Raw genomic sequence first — 14,710 nt, 5'->3', positions numbered from 1 at the left:
TTGCAGGCGGCTACGACATCCGGGTCAGGCAGTCACGGCATCCGGCAGGGCTCGCGCCTCGCAGTGCGGGGCGGTGTGCATCGGCATCTCGGTGAGGCCCGGGTAGTACACGTGCAGGCTCACCGCCGGCTCCAGCGCCTCGTTCACAACCTCGTGCACGTACCCCGGCGCGAACACGCGCTGCGCGCCCGCCCGCAACGCGCGCGTGCCCCGCTCCGTGCGCTCGGTCAGCGTGCCGTCCAGGACGGTGAGCACACCGGAGGAGCGGCCGTGGTCGTGCAGCCCGCTGCCCTGCCCGGGGACCCAGGACAGCAGCCACACCTCGTAGCCGGGGCCGGTGCGCAGCCGGTGGTACCAGCGGGTGGTGGCGTCGTAGCGGACGAGGTGCTCCCACTGGGAGCGGTCCTCGGCGAGGGAGCGGGCCAGGCCGACGAACTCGGCGACGGTGGCCGGGTGCTCGCGCGGGGTCTGGAGGAGGTGGGTGACTTCGAGGATGTCGCCGGCGATCTGGAGGTCGCTGTCGCTGTTCATGGGGTTGCGTGGTTCCTCAGTGAAAGAAGGTCAGAGGGAACGGAAGCCGAGAGACGGGTGGCTCGGCCTTCAGCTGGAGCAGGTGTGGCTCAACAGCTGGAACAGCAACAGCTACAGCGAGCGCGGGCAGCACCGTGGGACCCGGCGGTGCGGGTCGAGGTGAGCGCCAAGTTCGCGAGCATGCCCACAAGGACACCGCTTCACACCTCCACTGTCAACTCGACACCCGGTACGTGGGACGTGGTTCACCTCATCCGGTCGATCGCTCAGATGAAAGGTTTGTTCATGGCCCACCCGGGACACATGGCGTCCATCCGGGCGCACAAACCCCGTTGCGTACTCGTGATCCGACTGTGATCCGTTTCGCTTCGGCGTGCGTGTCGGAACGAGATCGAACTCCTGGGCGTCCTTGTTCGTACGGGGCTGCGTGGGGTCCGGCGGAAGGTGTGAGCCCTCGCGGGCTCTATCTGTGTGTCAGGTTTTATGGTGATTTGAACACTTTCCGCATGGGCTTGGTTCCGCAGAGTGAATAAGGGGCTCAATAGCAGATCTCGGCTTGACTCGCCCGGAGCAGCACACTTGTAATTTCACTCGTGTCGTTCAGCCGGAATCGGTAACGGCTTGATCACGGGGACGCGAAGACAGACGAGGGGCGCACATGACCGAGACAGTGCAGCAACTGCTGGTCGACGACGCGGACGAGGAGCTCGGCTGGCAGGAGCGCGCGCTGTGCGCCCAGACCGACCCCGAGTCCTTCTTCCCCGAGAAGGGCGGCTCGACCAGGGAGGCCAAGAAGGTCTGCCTCGCCTGTGAGGTCCGCTCCGAGTGCCTCGAGTACGCCCTCGCCAACGACGAGAGATTCGGCATCTGGGGCGGCCTGTCCGAGCGGGAGCGCCGCCGGCTGAAGAAGGCGGCCGTCTGACCCCTCACCCCTCTGCGTGAAGGGCCCGTCCCCCGTGGGTCATCCACGGGCGGCGGGCCCTTTGCCCGCCCGGCTCCCGACCGCCACCCCTCAACGAGGCGCTGCGCGCCGTCCCTACGGGACTGCCGATAGTGTGGTCGCTCGTCCGAGACGCCCCGCCGCCCCACCGGGCGCAGGCGTCCACCGCAGTCCACCGAACCGGGGCCCGTACCTCGATGTCCGTGCACAGCCACCCGGCAGCTCCTCATGACGCCGCTGCCGCACCTGAGTTCCCGCGCCATGTGGTGACCGCGGTCCTCGTCTCCCACGACGGCGCCCGCTGGCTGCCCGAGGCGCTCGCCGGGCTCCTCGGCCAGGAGCGACCCGTCCAGTACGCGACGGGGGCCGACACCGGCAGCTCGGACGCCTCCGCGCAGCTGGTCACCGACGCCCTCGGCGCCGACCGGGTGCTGCACCTCGCCCGCCGCACCGGCTTCGGCCAGGCCGTCGAGGAGTGCGGCCGCACCGCCCCGGTCCTCACCCCGGACGAACTGCCGTACCTGAAGCGCCCCAGCGGCTGGGACCCGGTCACGCGCTCGTGGCGCGACGACGCCTACGACCTGCCCGAGCTCCCGCACGGCGAGCCGGTGCAGTGGCTCTGGCTGCTGCACGACGACTGCGCCCCGGCCCCGGACGCCCTGGCCCAGCTGCTGCGGGTCGTGGACAACGAGTACGAACTGGGCCGCGAGGACGTGGCCGTCGTGGGCCCCAAGCTCCGCGGCTGGTACGACCGGCGGCAGCTGCTGGAGGTCGGCGTCTCCATCGCCAACTCCGGCCGCCGCTGGACCGGCCTGGACCGCCGCGAGCAGGACCAGGGCCAGCACGACCACGTCCGGACCGTGCTGTCGGTGTCCACCGCCGGCATGCTCGTGCGCCGCGACGTCTTCGAGCAGCTCGGCGGATTCGACCGCCACCTGCCCCTCATGCGCGACGACGTGGACCTGTGCTGGCGCGCGCACGCGGCCGGATACCGCGTCCTGGTCGCCCCCGAGGCGGTCGTCCGGCACGCCGAGGCGTCCAGCCGCGAGCGCCGCACGGTCGACTGCGTGGGCCGCACGGCCGCCTCCCCGCACAAGGTCGACAAGGCCGGCGCCGTCTACACCCTGCTCGTCAACTCGCGTACGGCCGTGCTCCCCTGGGTGATCCTGCGGATCGTGCTCGGCACCCTGCTGCGCACCGTGGCCTACCTCGTCGGCAAGGTCCCCGGACAGGCCGTCGACGAGATCCGCGGCCTGGTGGGCACACTGCTCCGGCCCGAGCGGATCCTCGCCGGGCGGCGCGGCAGAGGCGCACCCCGGATCGACAAGGGCGAGCTGCGGGCACTGTTCCCGCCGCCCGGCGCGACCGTCCGCGTCACCGTCGAGCAGATCGCGGGCAGCCTCGTCGGCCGCTCCGACCCGGAGGCCGCGGCCGGCGCCGGACGGCACGGCAGCGCCGTCGAGTCGGGCCCCGGCGGCGACGACGCCGACTTCCTGGAGATCGAGCAGTTCGCCCGGCTCAAGCGCATCGCGCGCAAGCCCGGCCCGGTGCTCTTCCTCGTGCTGCTGCTCGTCTCCCTGGTCGCCTGCCGCCAGCTCCTCGGCGGCGGTGCGCTCGCGGGCGGCGCCCTGCTGCCCGCCCCGGCCGACTCCGCGGAGCTGTGGTCGCGCTACCTCGACGCCTGGCACCCGGTGGGCGCCGGCGGCACCTCGTCCGCACCCCCGTACGTCGCGCTCGTGGCGATGCTGGCGTCCCTGCTGTTCGGCTCGACCGGCCTCGCCGTCACCGTCCTGCTCGTCTGCTCGGTGCCGCTGGCCGGAGTCGCCGCCTACTTCGCCTCCCGCCCGCTCGTCGAGTCCCGGCTGCTGCGCGCCTGGGCGGCCGTCGTCTACGCCTTCCTGCCCGCCGCCACCGGCGCCCTCGCCGGCGGCCGCATCGGCACCGCCGTCCTGGCCGCGCTGCTGCCGCTCATCGCCCGCGCGGGCATCGCCGCCGGCGGCCTGGCGAACTCCTCCGGGACCCGCGGCAGCTGGCGCGCCACCTGGGCGTACGCGCTGCTGCTGACCATCACCACCGCCTTCACGCCGATCGTGTGGCCCATCGCGCTGCTCCTCGGCATCGGGCTCCTCGTCCTGCGCCGGAGCGACATCACGGCCTACGGGCTGCGTTTCCTCGCCCAGCTCGGCACGCCCCTGCTGCTCCTCGCCCCCTGGTCACTGACCCTGCTCCCGTTCGGCTTCCTCAAGGAAGCGGGCCTCGCGTACGGCCCCTCGGCCGCGTCCGCCCTCGACCTGCTGGGCGCCAGCCCGGGCGGTCCGGGCACCGTCAGCGGCCTCATGCTCATCGGCATCGTGCTGGCCGCCCTCGCCGCCCTGCTGCGCTCGGAACGCCAGGCGGGCATCTGGACGGCCTGGGCGGTCGCCCTGACCGGCTTCGTCTTCGCGGTCCTGTCCAACAGCTCCACCTGGGCCGGCCCGGCGACCCTCGTCTACGGCATCGCCCTCCTGGCGGCCGCAGCGCTGGGCGCCGACGGGGCACGCGCGCGGGTTGCCGAGCAGAGCTTCGGCTGGCGCCAGCCGGTCGCCGTGCTGATCGCCTTCGCCTCGGCAGCGGGCCCGCTGCTCATCGCCGCCGGCTGGATGATCCGGGGCGCCGACGGCCCGCTGGAGCGGCGCGACCCGACCCAGGTCCCGGCGTTCGTCGCCGAGGAGAGCGGCACCCGCGACCAGGCCCGCACCCTCGTCCTCGACAGCGACTCCGGGGCCCACGTCGGCTACATGCTGGTCCGCGGCTCCGGCGCCCGCCTCGGCGACGGCGAGATCGCCGCGGCCGACGGCGAGAACGACAGGCTCGACAAGGTCGTCGCCAACCTGGTCGCGGGCTCCGGCGCCGACCAGGCCGACCAGCTCGGCGGCTTCGCCGTGCGCTACATCCTGGTCCACCAGGGCGCGCCCCGCGAGGTCACCCGCGTCCTGGACGCCACGCCCGGCCTGACCCGGCTCAGCCAGCAGAACGGCGGCGCGCTGTGGCGCGTCAACCGCGAAGTCGCGCGCGCCACCATCGTCCCGGCCTCCGGCGCCGGCACCCCGCGGCCCGTCGCCGCCGGGCCCGTCGACATCCACACCACGATCCCGGCCGGCGCCGGCGGACGCGTGCTGCGCCTCGCCGACTCCGCCTCCGACGGCTGGACCGCCACGCTCGACGGCAAGCCGCTGACCCCCACCACGGTCGACGGCTGGGCCCAGGGATTCCGACTCCCCGCCACCGGCGGCACGCTGGACGTCACCTACGACGACCCGATCGGCCACACGGCCTGGCTGTGGGCCCAGGGTCTCCTCGCGGTCGTCCTCGTGGTGCTCGCCCTGCCCGGCCGGCGTCGCGACATCGACGACGACCTCCCCGACGAGCCGGCGGCCCCGGCCGAGGCCGTCGCGGGCGAGGGCCGCCGGGCCCGCCGCCTGCGCGCCCAGGCGGAGGCCGAGTCCGAAGAGGCCGCCGTCCCCGAGGAGTTCGAGACCCCGCGGCCCCAGCAGCCGCCGGCCGCGGTGCCGCAGCAGCAGAACTACGGCCAGTGGGACGACGCCGGCTACCAGGGCGGCACGTACACGGGCTACGGCGACCAGCGCCAGAACGCCCCGTACCCGGCGGACGCCTACGGGCAGCAGTACCAGGCGGACCCGTACCAGGCCGGCCAGTACGACCCGTACGCCTACGGTGGCCGGGGCCAGACCCCGTCCTACGACCAGCAGGGCTACGACCAGGGCCAGGGCTACGACCAGGGCCAGGGCTACGACCAAGGCCAGGGCTACGACCAGGGCCAGGGCCAGGGCCAGGGCCAGGGTTACGACCAGGGCCAGGGCTACGGCACGCCGTACGACCCGGCGCAGCAGCACCACCCCCACGGCACGGGCAGCGAGCGTCCCGACGGGAGCCAGCAGTGAACCGCACCACCCTGTCCCTGATCGCCGGCACGACCGCGCTCGCCGCCGTCACCGGCTTCGCCGCGCTGTCCGCTCCGGACGACGCCCCGGGCCCCGACACGGCCAAGGCGGCCGCCCAACTGCCCGTGGAGCGCACGAGCCTGCTGTGCCCGGCGCCGAGCACGTCCGACCTCGCCGAGACGTCCTACACCTCCTTCACGCCCGTCACGAAGGGCACGGGGAGCGGCGGCAAGGCCGAACTCCGGGCGGCCACGGAGGAGTCGGCGGACACCGCGCCCGACGACAAGGGCACGGGCAAGGATGCGGACAAGGGCGCGAAGCAGGGCAAGGGCGACGGGAAGTCCGGTCAGGACAAGCCCGCGGAGCCCGTGCTGACGCCCAAGGAGCCCGGCAAGCCGGTCACCGGCGACAGCTCCGGCGGCGACGCGCCCGCCCTCGTAGGGACCGCGGACGGCAGTTTCGCGCCCGGCTGGACCGTCCAGGAGACGACCGAGGTCGCCGCGGGGACCGGCCGAGGCCTGCAGGGCGTCAACTGCACCGCTCCGGACACCGACTTCTGGTTCCCCGGAGTCAGCACGGACGCCGACCGCACCGACTACGTCCACCTGACCAACCCCGACGACTCGGCCGCCGTGGTCGACATCGAGCTCTACGGCAAGGACGGCGCCCTGAAGTCCGCGGTGGGGGAGGGCATCACGGTCCCGCCGCACTCCAGCGAGCCGGTCCTGCTGTCCACCCTGACCGACGAGCGGCAGGCCGACCTCACCGTGCACGTCAACGTCCGCAGCGGACGCGTCGGCGCCGCCGTGCAGGCCCTGGACGACAAGCTCGGCGGCGACTGGCTGCCCGCGTCCACGGACCCGTCGGGCAGCCTGGTCCTGCCCGGCATCCCCAAGGACGCCACCTCCGTGCGCCTGGTCGCCTTCACCCCCGGCGACGCCGACGCGGACCTCAAGGTGCGCCTCGCCTCCCCCTCCGGGCTGATCACCCCGGCCGGACACGAGACCGTGCACGTCAAGGGCGGCATGACGACCGCCGCCGACCTGGGCGACGTCACCCGCGGCGAGGCGGGCTCCCTGGTGCTGACCCCGACGGACCGGTCCGTGCCGGTCGTGGCGGCCCTGCGGGTCGTGCGGGGCAAGGGCGACAAGCAGGAGACGGCGTTCATTCCCGCCACCCGCCCCGTCGGCACACGCGCGACGTCCGCCGACAACAGCGGCAAGGGCAGCACCCTGTCCCTGACGGCCCCCGGCGCCGCCGCCACGGTCAAGGTCACCGCCTCGGCCGGCAGCGAGGGCGGCACACCGGTGTCGAAGACGTACACGATCAAGGCCGGCACGACCCAGGACATCGAGCCCCCGGTCCCCGGCGGCCTGAAGGGCACCTACGCGCTCACGGTCGAGCCGGTCTCCGGCGGCCCGGTCTACGGGGCCCGCACCCTGGCGGCGAACGAGGGCGGGGTCCCCGCCTTCACCGTGCAGACACTGCCGGACGACCGGGGGACGGTGGCCGTACCGGAGGCGGACGAGGACCTTTCGGTGCTGCAGAAGTAGGTCCGCCGGGCCGACATCCGGCTCAGCCCTGGTCCTCGCCGCGGATCGACCGTCTCCGGCGAGGGATCCGGCTCAGCCCCGGTCCTCGCCGCGGATCGACCGTCTCCGGCGAGGGATCCGGCTCAGCCCTGGTCCTCGCCGTACCGCGGATCGACCGTCTCCGGCGTCAGCCCGAGGAGCTCGGCGACCTGCTCGACGACGACCTCGTGCACCAGCGCCGCCCGCTCGTCGCGCCCCTTCGTGCGGATCTCGACCGGCCGTCGGTAGACGACCACGCGCGCGGGGCGCCCTTCGCGCGCGCTGATCGTGCCGCCGAGCGGCACGGCCTCGTCGTTCCAGGCCTGGCCGGGCCCGTCGAGCCGCGGCACCTCGAGGACCAGGAAGTCGATGTCGGCGAGTTGCGGCCACCGCCGCTCCAGGCGCTCCACCGAGTCCTGCACCAGATCGGCGAACCCCTCCGCGCGGCTCGCGGCGAGCGGCACCTGCGGCGGTGCGATCGGGCCGCGCATGCCCCGTCCGTGGCGATCACGACGGCGGGGCCCGGGGGCGGCGGCACGGGGCGTTACGGGCTTGTCCATCACTGGTGAAGGGTAGTCCCCGCCGCGCCCCCGCGCCCGGCACCGCACGACGGCACGGGCGGCTTCCGGCCGCAGCCGTGCGGCATGTCGTTACATGACCATTCAAGCCAAGGTTGGGCTCAAATCCGTATCCCGTCGAGAGCGGCACCCTCACGGTATTTGAGGGTTTTGTGATGACTCTTGATCGCTTGCGCGGTCGATCCACGCCTCGGGCGTCGATGTCCTGGCAGGTCAGGAAGGTGCGCCCAAAGGGGTGTGTGTGGCGTTTCACAGCACGACACGGGGGAGTGACCTGGTGGAGAGTCGTCGCGGCCCGCTCAAGAGTGCGGTACCGTCCAACGTCGTGAGCCCTGTACGTCGCTGTTCGCGCACCGCCTGCGGCCGTCCCGCCGTCGCGACGCTGACGTACGTCTACGCCGACTCGACCGCGGTCCTCGGCCCGCTCGCCACCTACGCCGAACCCCACTGTTACGACCTGTGCGCCGAGCACTCCGAGCGCCTCACCGCCCCGCGCGGCTGGGAGGTCGTCAGGCTCCTCGACGGCTCGGCTCCGGCCCGGCCCAGCGGCGACGACCTGGAAGCGCTCGCCAACGCCGTGCGCGAGGCGGCCCGTCCGCAGGAACGTGCGGCCGAGGCCGGGGGCGCAGGCCGCGGTGCCGACCCCAGGGAGGTCGCGCGGCGCGGCCACCTGCGGGTCCTGCGATCGCCCGACAACTGACCCCGCCCTCCCCGCGTTCCTCACGCGCGGCCCCATCGGCGCGCGAGCTTCGAGCGGCATGACCATGCGCCCTGCGCCGGTCCTTCCGAGGGCTCGCCCCCCCCGACTCGCGGGCCGCAAAGCCGACTTGCCGCCCACGGTGCTGCCGTGGAACCGGTCAGCGGCCGGTGATGTGCCTGATCCTGGTCGGCCCCGGCGCACCCCGGCCCTGGACCGGATGCCGCCCTGACCTGAGATTACGGCTGGGAGTCCTCTGGGCGTCCGCCCGGCGCGTCGCCGGTGGGCGAGGGTAGTTTGGGCGGACCGACAGTACTTTTTCAGGAAGGTTGGCCGTGGCTGCTGATCTGTCGCAGGTCGTGAAGGCGTACGACGTACGCGGGGTCGTCCCCGACCAGTGGGACGAGTCCTTGGCCGAGCTCTTCGGGGCGGCCTTCGTGCGGGTCACCGGCGCGAGCGCCATCACGACCGGGCACGACATGCGGCCCTCCTCCCCGGGCCTGTCGCGGGCCTTCGCACGCGGGGCGGCAGCCCTGGGCGCCGACGTGACGGAGATCGGCCTCTGCTCCACGGACCAGCTGTACTACGCCTCGGGCGCGCTGAACCTGCCGGGCGCGATGTTCACCGCCTCCCACAACCCGGCGCAGTACAACGGCATCAAGATGTGCCGCTCGGGCGCCGCCCCGGTCGGCCAGGACACCGGCCTGACGGAGATCCGTGAACTGGTCGAGGCCTGGAGCGAGTCGGGCGCCCCGGAGCCGGCCGCGCAGGCGGGCACCATCACCGGCCGCGACACGTTGTCGGACTACGCGGCCCACCTGCGCTCCCTGGTCGACCTGACCTCCATCCGCCCCCTGAAGGTCGTCGTCGACGCGGGCAACGGCATGGGCGGGCACACCGTCCCCGAGGTCTTCGCCGGCCTGCCGCTGACGCTCGTCCCGATGTACTTCGAGCTGGACGGCACCTTCCCCAACCACGAGGCCAACCCCCTCGACCCGGCCAACCTCGTCGACCTGCAGAAGCGGGTCCGCGAGGAGGGCGCCGACCTCGGCCTCGCCTTCGACGGCGACGCCGACCGCTGCTTCGTCGTCGACGAACGAGGCGAGCCGGTCTCCCCGTCGGCGATCACCGCCCTGGTCGCCGCCCGCGAACTGGCCCGGCACGGCGGCAAGGGCACGATCATCCACAACCTGATCACGTCCTGGTCGGTGCCCGAGGTCGTCGAGGAGAACGGTGGCAGCCCGGTCCGCACGCGCGTGGGCCACTCCTTCATCAAGGCCGAGATGGCCCGCACCGGTGCCATCTTCGGCGGCGAGCACTCCGCGCACTACTACTTCCGCGACTTCTGGAACGCCGACACGGGCATGCTCGCCGCCCTGCACGTCCTGGCGGCCCTGGGCGGCCAGGACGGCCCCCTGTCCGCCCTCGTGGCCCAGTACGACCGCTACGCCGGCTCCGGCGAGATCAACTCCACGGTCGCCGACCAGCAGGCCAGCCTCGCCGCCATCCGTGCCGCGTACGGGAGCCGCGAAGGCATCACCCTCGACGAGCTCGACGGCCTCACCGTCTCCGCCGCCGACTGGTGGTTCAACGTCCGCCCGTCCAACACGGAGCCGCTGCTGCGCCTGAACGCGGAGGCGAGGGACGCCGGCACGATGGCCCGGGTGCGGGACGAGGTGCTGGGGATCATCAGGGGCTGAGGCCCCACCCCCACCGGCGGTAATCTGACCAGGCACGACCCCAAGCGCCCGCACCCCGGAGGAACCCCTATGCCCCTCGAATCCGGCCTCCTCGAGATCCTCGCCTGCCCGGCCTGCCACTCCTCCCTCAGGGAGCAGGACGCCGAGCTGATCTGCACCGACGCCGGTTGCGGCCTGGCCTACCCCGTCCGCGACGGCATCCCCGTCCTGCTCGTCGACGAGGCCCGCCGCCCCGCGTGACGGCCGGACGCGCCCGGATTCCCGATCCGGCACCGCGCGCAGCGGCTGTCGGCCGGGCGACCGCCATCACACGCACCGAGCGACACCCCGGTGCACATGACCCCCGGCCCAGCGGGCACGCTCCAGGACACCCCCCACAACGGACCCCGGCGATGGGAAGCTGCCGCCCATGCTCGACGAATCGCTGCTCGACTCCCCTGAGGGCCTCGCCGAGGCCGACCACCGCGGGCTGCTCCGCGGCGCCGCAGAAGCCGGCGCCCGTGTGCGCACGGCCGTCCGCCATGCCGCCGAGGCCGGCGTCAACGACCTCAAGCCGGACGGCCGCCCCCGCGCGGTCCTCATCGCCGGCCCGGGTGCCGCCGCCACCCACGCCGCCGACCTCATCGGCACCCTCGCCGGCGCGGGCAGCCCGGTCACCCGCCTCGCCCCCACCGGCGTCGCCCCGGCCGCGGGAGCCCTCCGGTGGGAGCTGCCCGGCTGGGTCGGCTCTGTGGACCTCCTGCTGATCACCACCCCGGACGGCACCGAACCCGGCCTGTCCCTGCTCGCCGAGCAGGCCTACCGCCGGGGCTGCACGGTCGTCGCCGTGTCCCCCGCCCGTACCCCGCTCGCCGAAGCCGTCGCCGGCGCGCACGGCCTGTTCGTCCCCATGGCGACCGCCCCGTACGACCAGGACGAGCCGTTCGCCGCGTCCGCCCCCGGCGTCCTGTGGGCCCTGCTCACCCCGCTGCTGGCGCTCCTGGACCGCACCGGCGTGCTCGCCGCCCCGCCGGACGCCCTCGGCAAGGTGGCCGACCGGCTCGACCGCGTCGCCGAACGCTGTGGCCCGGCCATCGCCACGTACAGCAACGCCGCCAAGACCCTGGCCGCCGAACTGGCCGACGCGCTCCCCATCGTCTGGACCGAGGGCACCTCGGCCGGGCCCGCGGGCCGCCGCTTCGCCGCCGCCCTCGCCGAACTGTCCGGCACCCCCGCCGTCGTCGCCGAACTCCCCGAGGCACTCGCCGCCCACAGCGCCCTGCTCGCCGGACCGCTGGCCGCCAGCGCCGACCCCGACGACTTCTTCCGCGACCGCGTCGAGGAACCACCCGCCCTGCACGCGCGCGTGGTGCTGCTGCGCGACCGCCCCATCGGCGGCCTCACCGCCGCACCCGGCGCCCGCGACCTCGCCCTCAGCCACGACACACCCATCAGCGAGCTCGAACCGGAGGCCGGCGGCGAACTGGAGACCCTCGCGGAACTGATCGCCATCACGGATTTCGCCGCGGTTTACCTGGCGCTCGCTTCGAGGGCCTGATCTTGCCCGGGACACCCTGAAGCGCCCGCACCCCCGCACACCCAGAGAGAACCCCATGGACCGCCTCGACAACACCATCCGCCCCTACGCCTGGGGTTCCCCGACCGCCATCCCGCAGCTGCTCGGCGTCGAACCGACCGGCGAACCGCAGGCGGAGATGTGGATGGGCGCCCACCCCGGCGCACCCTCGCGCACCGGCCGGGGCACGCTCGTCGAGGTCGTCGACGCCGACCCGGAGCAGGAACTCGGGCCCGCCGCCGTCGCCAAGTTCGGCCCCCGGCTGCCCTTCCTCCTCAAGATCCTCGCCGCGGGCGCCCCACTCTCCCTCCAGGTCCACCCCGACCTCGCTCAGGCGCAGGAGGGCTACGCCGACGAGGAACGCCGCGGCATCCCCGCGGACGCCCCGCACCGCAACTACAAGGACGCCAACCACAAGCCCGAACTGATCTGCGCCCTCACCGAGTTCGACGGTCTGTGCGGCTTCCGCGCCCCCCTGGCGGCCGCGGCGCTCCTCGACGACCTCGGAGTCGACTCCCTCAAGCCCTACGTCGACCTGCTGCACGCCCACCCCGAGGACGCCGCCCTGCGCGAGGTCCTCACAGCGATCCTCACCGCCGACCCCGACGAGATGTCCCGCACGGTCACGGAGACGGCGAGCGCCTGCGTCCGCCTCGGCGGCGCCTACGCCCCCTACGCCGACATCGCCCACCACTACCCGGGCGACCCGGGCGTCCTCGCCGCGATGCTGCTGAACCACGTCCGGCTCCAGCCCGGCGAGGCCCTCTACCTCGGCGCCGGCATCCCGCACGCCTACCTGAACGGCCTCGGCGTGGAGATCATGGCCAACTCCGACAACGTCCTGCGCTGCGGCCTCACCCCCAAGCACGTCGACGTCCCCGAACTCCTGCGCATCGTCCGCTTCCTCCCCAGCGACCCCGGCGTCCTGCGCCCCGAGGCCTCCCCGGACGGCGAGGAGGTCTACGAGACCCCCATCGACGAGTTCCGCCTCTCCCGCTACGTCCTCCCCGAGGCGGGCACCGCCCACGACCTCACCCGCCCGACCCCGCAGATCCTGCTCTGCACGGCCGGCACCGTCCGGGCCGGCGAGCACGATCTGACCCCCGGCGCGTCCGTCTTCGTCCCCGCCGGTGAAAAGGCCGAAGTATCCGGAACGGGAACGCTTTTCCGGGCCACCGTCATCGCCTGACCGTTTCGAAGGCCCCGTGCTGGTGACCTGACTCACCGCTGTCGTGGCGGGCTGCAACAATGGCCCACCGTCAAGCACGGGCAAAGCCACGGGCGCGCACCAAGGCGGTCGCCCGGGCCCTGGAACGGCGTACGAAGGGACAACGCGAACATATGAGCGCGTCAGGCGGCACCAAGGCGATCGTGGCGGCACTGGCCGCGAACCTCGCGATCGCGGTAGCGAAGTTCGTGGCGTTCATCTTCAGTAACTCGTCGTCGATGCTCGCCGAGTCCGTCCACTCGCTCGCCGACTCCGGCAACCAGGCGCTGCTCCTGGTCGGCGGCAAGAAGGCCAAGCGCGAGGCCACCCCGCAACACCCCTTCGGCTACGGCCGTGAGCGCTACATCTACGCCTTCCTCGTCTCCATCGTGCTCTTCTCGGTCGGCGGCATGTTCGCCCTCTACGAGGGCTACGAGAAGATCAAGCACCCCCACGAGCTGACGCACTGGTACTGGCCCGTCGGCGTCCTGGTCTTCGCGATCATCGCCGAGAGCTTCTCCTTCCGCACGGCCATCAAGGAGTCCAACACCCTCCGCGGCCGCCGCTCCTGGAAGGACTTCGTCCGCCACGCCAAGGCCCCCGAGCTCCCGGTCGTCCTCCTGGAGGACCTCGGCGCCCTCGTCGGCCTGATCCTCGCGCTTGGCGGCGTCGGCCTCGCACTGCTCACCGGCGACAGCGTCTGGGACGGCATCGGCACCCTCTGCATCGGTGTCCTGCTCATCCTGATCGCCCTGGTCCTCGCCGCCGAGACCAAGTCGCTGCTGCTCGGCGAGTCCGCCGGCGCCGAGGAGACCCGGAAGATCGAGGCCGCCGTCGTGGACGGTGAGACGGTCACCCGCATCATCCACATGCGCACGCTCCACCTCGGCCCCGAGGAACTCCTCGTCGCCGCCAAGATCGCCGTCCAGCACGACGACACGGCCACCGAGATCGCCGCCGCCATCGACGCCGCCGAGGCCCGCATCCGCGACGCCGTCCCGATCGCCCGCGTGATCTACCTGGAGCCGGACGTCTACAGCGAGAGGGAAGCGGCCAAGGGCCCCGACCCCGAGGCCTCCCCGGGCGGCCCCGCACCCCACCCCACCGAGCACTGACGCTCCCTCTCCGGCCCACGGGGCCCGCCGAGCCACTCGGCGGGCCCCGTCCGGCTTCCCGGCCCCACCACCCGCCCGCCGTCCGGCCCTACCACCCGCCCGCCGTCCGGCCCTACCACCCGCCCGTCGTCCGGCCCTACCACCCGCCCGCCGTCCGGCCCGCCCCCCGCCCGTGACCCGCTCCGTCCTCCGGTCCGTCACATGATCGGCTCGATGTGTTCGCCCACGGACTGGGGATCGCGCCCGCCCCCGGTGTAGCTTGGGACGGAGCCAGACGTCGCTGCTGATGGCGGTCGGGCGGTCCCGAAGCGGACCGACCGAGGGAGAGAGGGCCTCCGACGGACTGCGCTGCGCGTACGCGGGCATGCCTGTGTCCTCTTTCGGGGCACCCTGTGTCCGCCGCCGCGCAGACCAGCCGTACCCACCCTCGACCCACACCCCGAGGAGCAGCTCGCAATGACGACTGTCGAGAACCGACAGGACTTCAAGGTCGCCGACCTCTCCCTGGCCGAGTTCGGCCGCAAGGAGATCACCCTCGCCGAGCACGAGATGCCGGGCCTGATGGCGATCCGCAAGGAGTACGCCGAGGCGCAGCCCCTGGCGGGCGCTCGTGTCACCGGTTCCCTGCATATGACGGTGCAGACCGCTGTGCTCATCGAGACGCTGGTCGCGCTGGGCGCGCAGGTCCGCTGGGCCTCCTGCAACATTTTCTCCACGCAGGACCACGCGGCCGCCGCCATCGCTGTGGGTCCGAACGGCACGCCGGACGACCCGCAGGGTGTGCCGGTGTTCGCCTGGAAGGGCGAGACGCTCGAGGAGTACTGGTGGTGCACGGAGCAGGCGCTGACCTGGCCGGACAGCCCTACCGGCGGCCC

At 73.2% G+C, this 14,710-nt stretch carries 12 protein-coding genes; 10 read left to right on the top strand and 2 right to left on the bottom strand.

What is annotated here, in order from left to right; all coding sequences use genetic code 11:
* Positions 1 to 24: 24 nt before the first annotated feature.
* On the bottom strand, positions 25 to 531 hold the full coding sequence (locus tag ACFY5B_RS29070) for a cysteine dioxygenase (protein ID WP_389974746.1): 507 nt from the start codon (positions 529 to 531) through the stop codon (positions 25 to 27).
* Between the two features lie 658 nt (positions 532 to 1,189).
* On the opposite strand from ACFY5B_RS29070, the gene ACFY5B_RS29065 reads away from it, so the two are divergent.
* The 3 genes from ACFY5B_RS29065 (at position 1,190) to ACFY5B_RS29055 (ending at position 6,965) form a co-directional block, all read left to right on the top strand.
* Positions 1,190 to 1,453: a WhiB family transcriptional regulator gene (locus tag ACFY5B_RS29065; protein WP_010034659.1), complete on the top strand. Its 264-nt coding sequence runs from the start codon at positions 1,190 to 1,192 to the stop codon at positions 1,451 to 1,453.
* 215 nt (positions 1,454 to 1,668) lie between these two features.
* Complete coding sequence (locus ACFY5B_RS29060) at positions 1,669 to 5,412, top strand: glycosyltransferase (RefSeq protein WP_389974742.1); 3,744 nt, start codon at positions 1,669 to 1,671, stop codon at positions 5,410 to 5,412.
* Complete coding sequence (locus tag ACFY5B_RS29055; RefSeq protein ID WP_389974739.1) at positions 5,409 to 6,965, top strand: DUF5719 family protein; 1,557 nt, start codon at positions 5,409 to 5,411, stop codon at positions 6,963 to 6,965. Before ACFY5B_RS29060 ends, ACFY5B_RS29055 begins: the two co-directional genes overlap by 4 nt.
* Before the next feature lie 122 nt (positions 6,966 to 7,087).
* Here the strand turns inward: ACFY5B_RS29055 and ACFY5B_RS29050 are convergent, their stop codons facing one another.
* Positions 7,088 to 7,543 carry a metallopeptidase family protein gene (locus ACFY5B_RS29050; protein ID WP_389974736.1) on the bottom strand — a complete coding sequence of 152 codons (456 nt, stop codon included), beginning with the start codon at positions 7,541 to 7,543 and terminating at the stop codon, positions 7,088 to 7,090.
* 295 nt (positions 7,544 to 7,838) lie between these two features.
* On the opposite strand from ACFY5B_RS29050, the gene ACFY5B_RS29045 reads away from it, so the two are divergent.
* From ACFY5B_RS29045 to ACFY5B_RS29015, 7 genes are all read left to right on the top strand, one after another.
* On the top strand, positions 7,839 to 8,261 hold the full coding sequence (locus ACFY5B_RS29045) for a DUF3499 domain-containing protein (RefSeq protein WP_053675638.1): 423 nt from the start codon (positions 7,839 to 7,841) through the stop codon (positions 8,259 to 8,261).
* Between the two features lie 332 nt (positions 8,262 to 8,593).
* Entirely contained in the window at positions 8,594 to 9,958 is a 1,365-nt protein-coding gene (locus ACFY5B_RS29040; protein ID WP_389974733.1) for a phosphomannomutase/phosphoglucomutase, read from the top strand.
* A 69-nt stretch (positions 9,959 to 10,027) separates the two neighbouring features.
* Positions 10,028 to 10,198: a Trm112 family protein gene (locus tag ACFY5B_RS29035; RefSeq protein ID WP_344463939.1), complete on the top strand. Its 171-nt coding sequence runs from the start codon at positions 10,028 to 10,030 to the stop codon at positions 10,196 to 10,198.
* 169 nt (positions 10,199 to 10,367) lie between these two features.
* Complete coding sequence (locus ACFY5B_RS29030; RefSeq protein ID WP_389974730.1) at positions 10,368 to 11,495, top strand: SIS domain-containing protein; 1,128 nt, start codon at positions 10,368 to 10,370, stop codon at positions 11,493 to 11,495.
* Positions 11,496 to 11,550: 55 nt separating this feature from the next.
* The gene (gene manA / locus ACFY5B_RS29025; RefSeq protein ID WP_389974727.1) at positions 11,551 to 12,702 is read left to right on the top strand and encodes a mannose-6-phosphate isomerase, class I; all 1,152 of its coding nucleotides are present in this window, start codon (positions 11,551 to 11,553) and stop codon (positions 12,700 to 12,702) included.
* A gap of 152 nt (positions 12,703 to 12,854) precedes the next feature.
* The gene (locus ACFY5B_RS29020) at positions 12,855 to 13,835 is read left to right on the top strand and encodes a cation diffusion facilitator family transporter (RefSeq protein ID WP_389974724.1); all 981 of its coding nucleotides are present in this window, start codon (positions 12,855 to 12,857) and stop codon (positions 13,833 to 13,835) included.
* Positions 13,836 to 14,291: 456 nt separating this feature from the next.
* A partial coding sequence (locus ACFY5B_RS29015; protein ID WP_389974721.1) for an adenosylhomocysteinase occupies positions 14,292 to 14,710 on the top strand: 419 nt, incomplete at its 3' end.

The organism is Streptomyces sp. NPDC013187, assembly GCF_042899705.1.
GTDB classification, from domain to species: Bacteria; Actinomycetota; Actinomycetes; order Streptomycetales; family Streptomycetaceae; genus Streptomyces; species Streptomyces hawaiiensis_A.
Note: the sequence above shows the minus strand (reverse complement) of the source record. Positions and strands in the feature narration are given on the sequence as shown.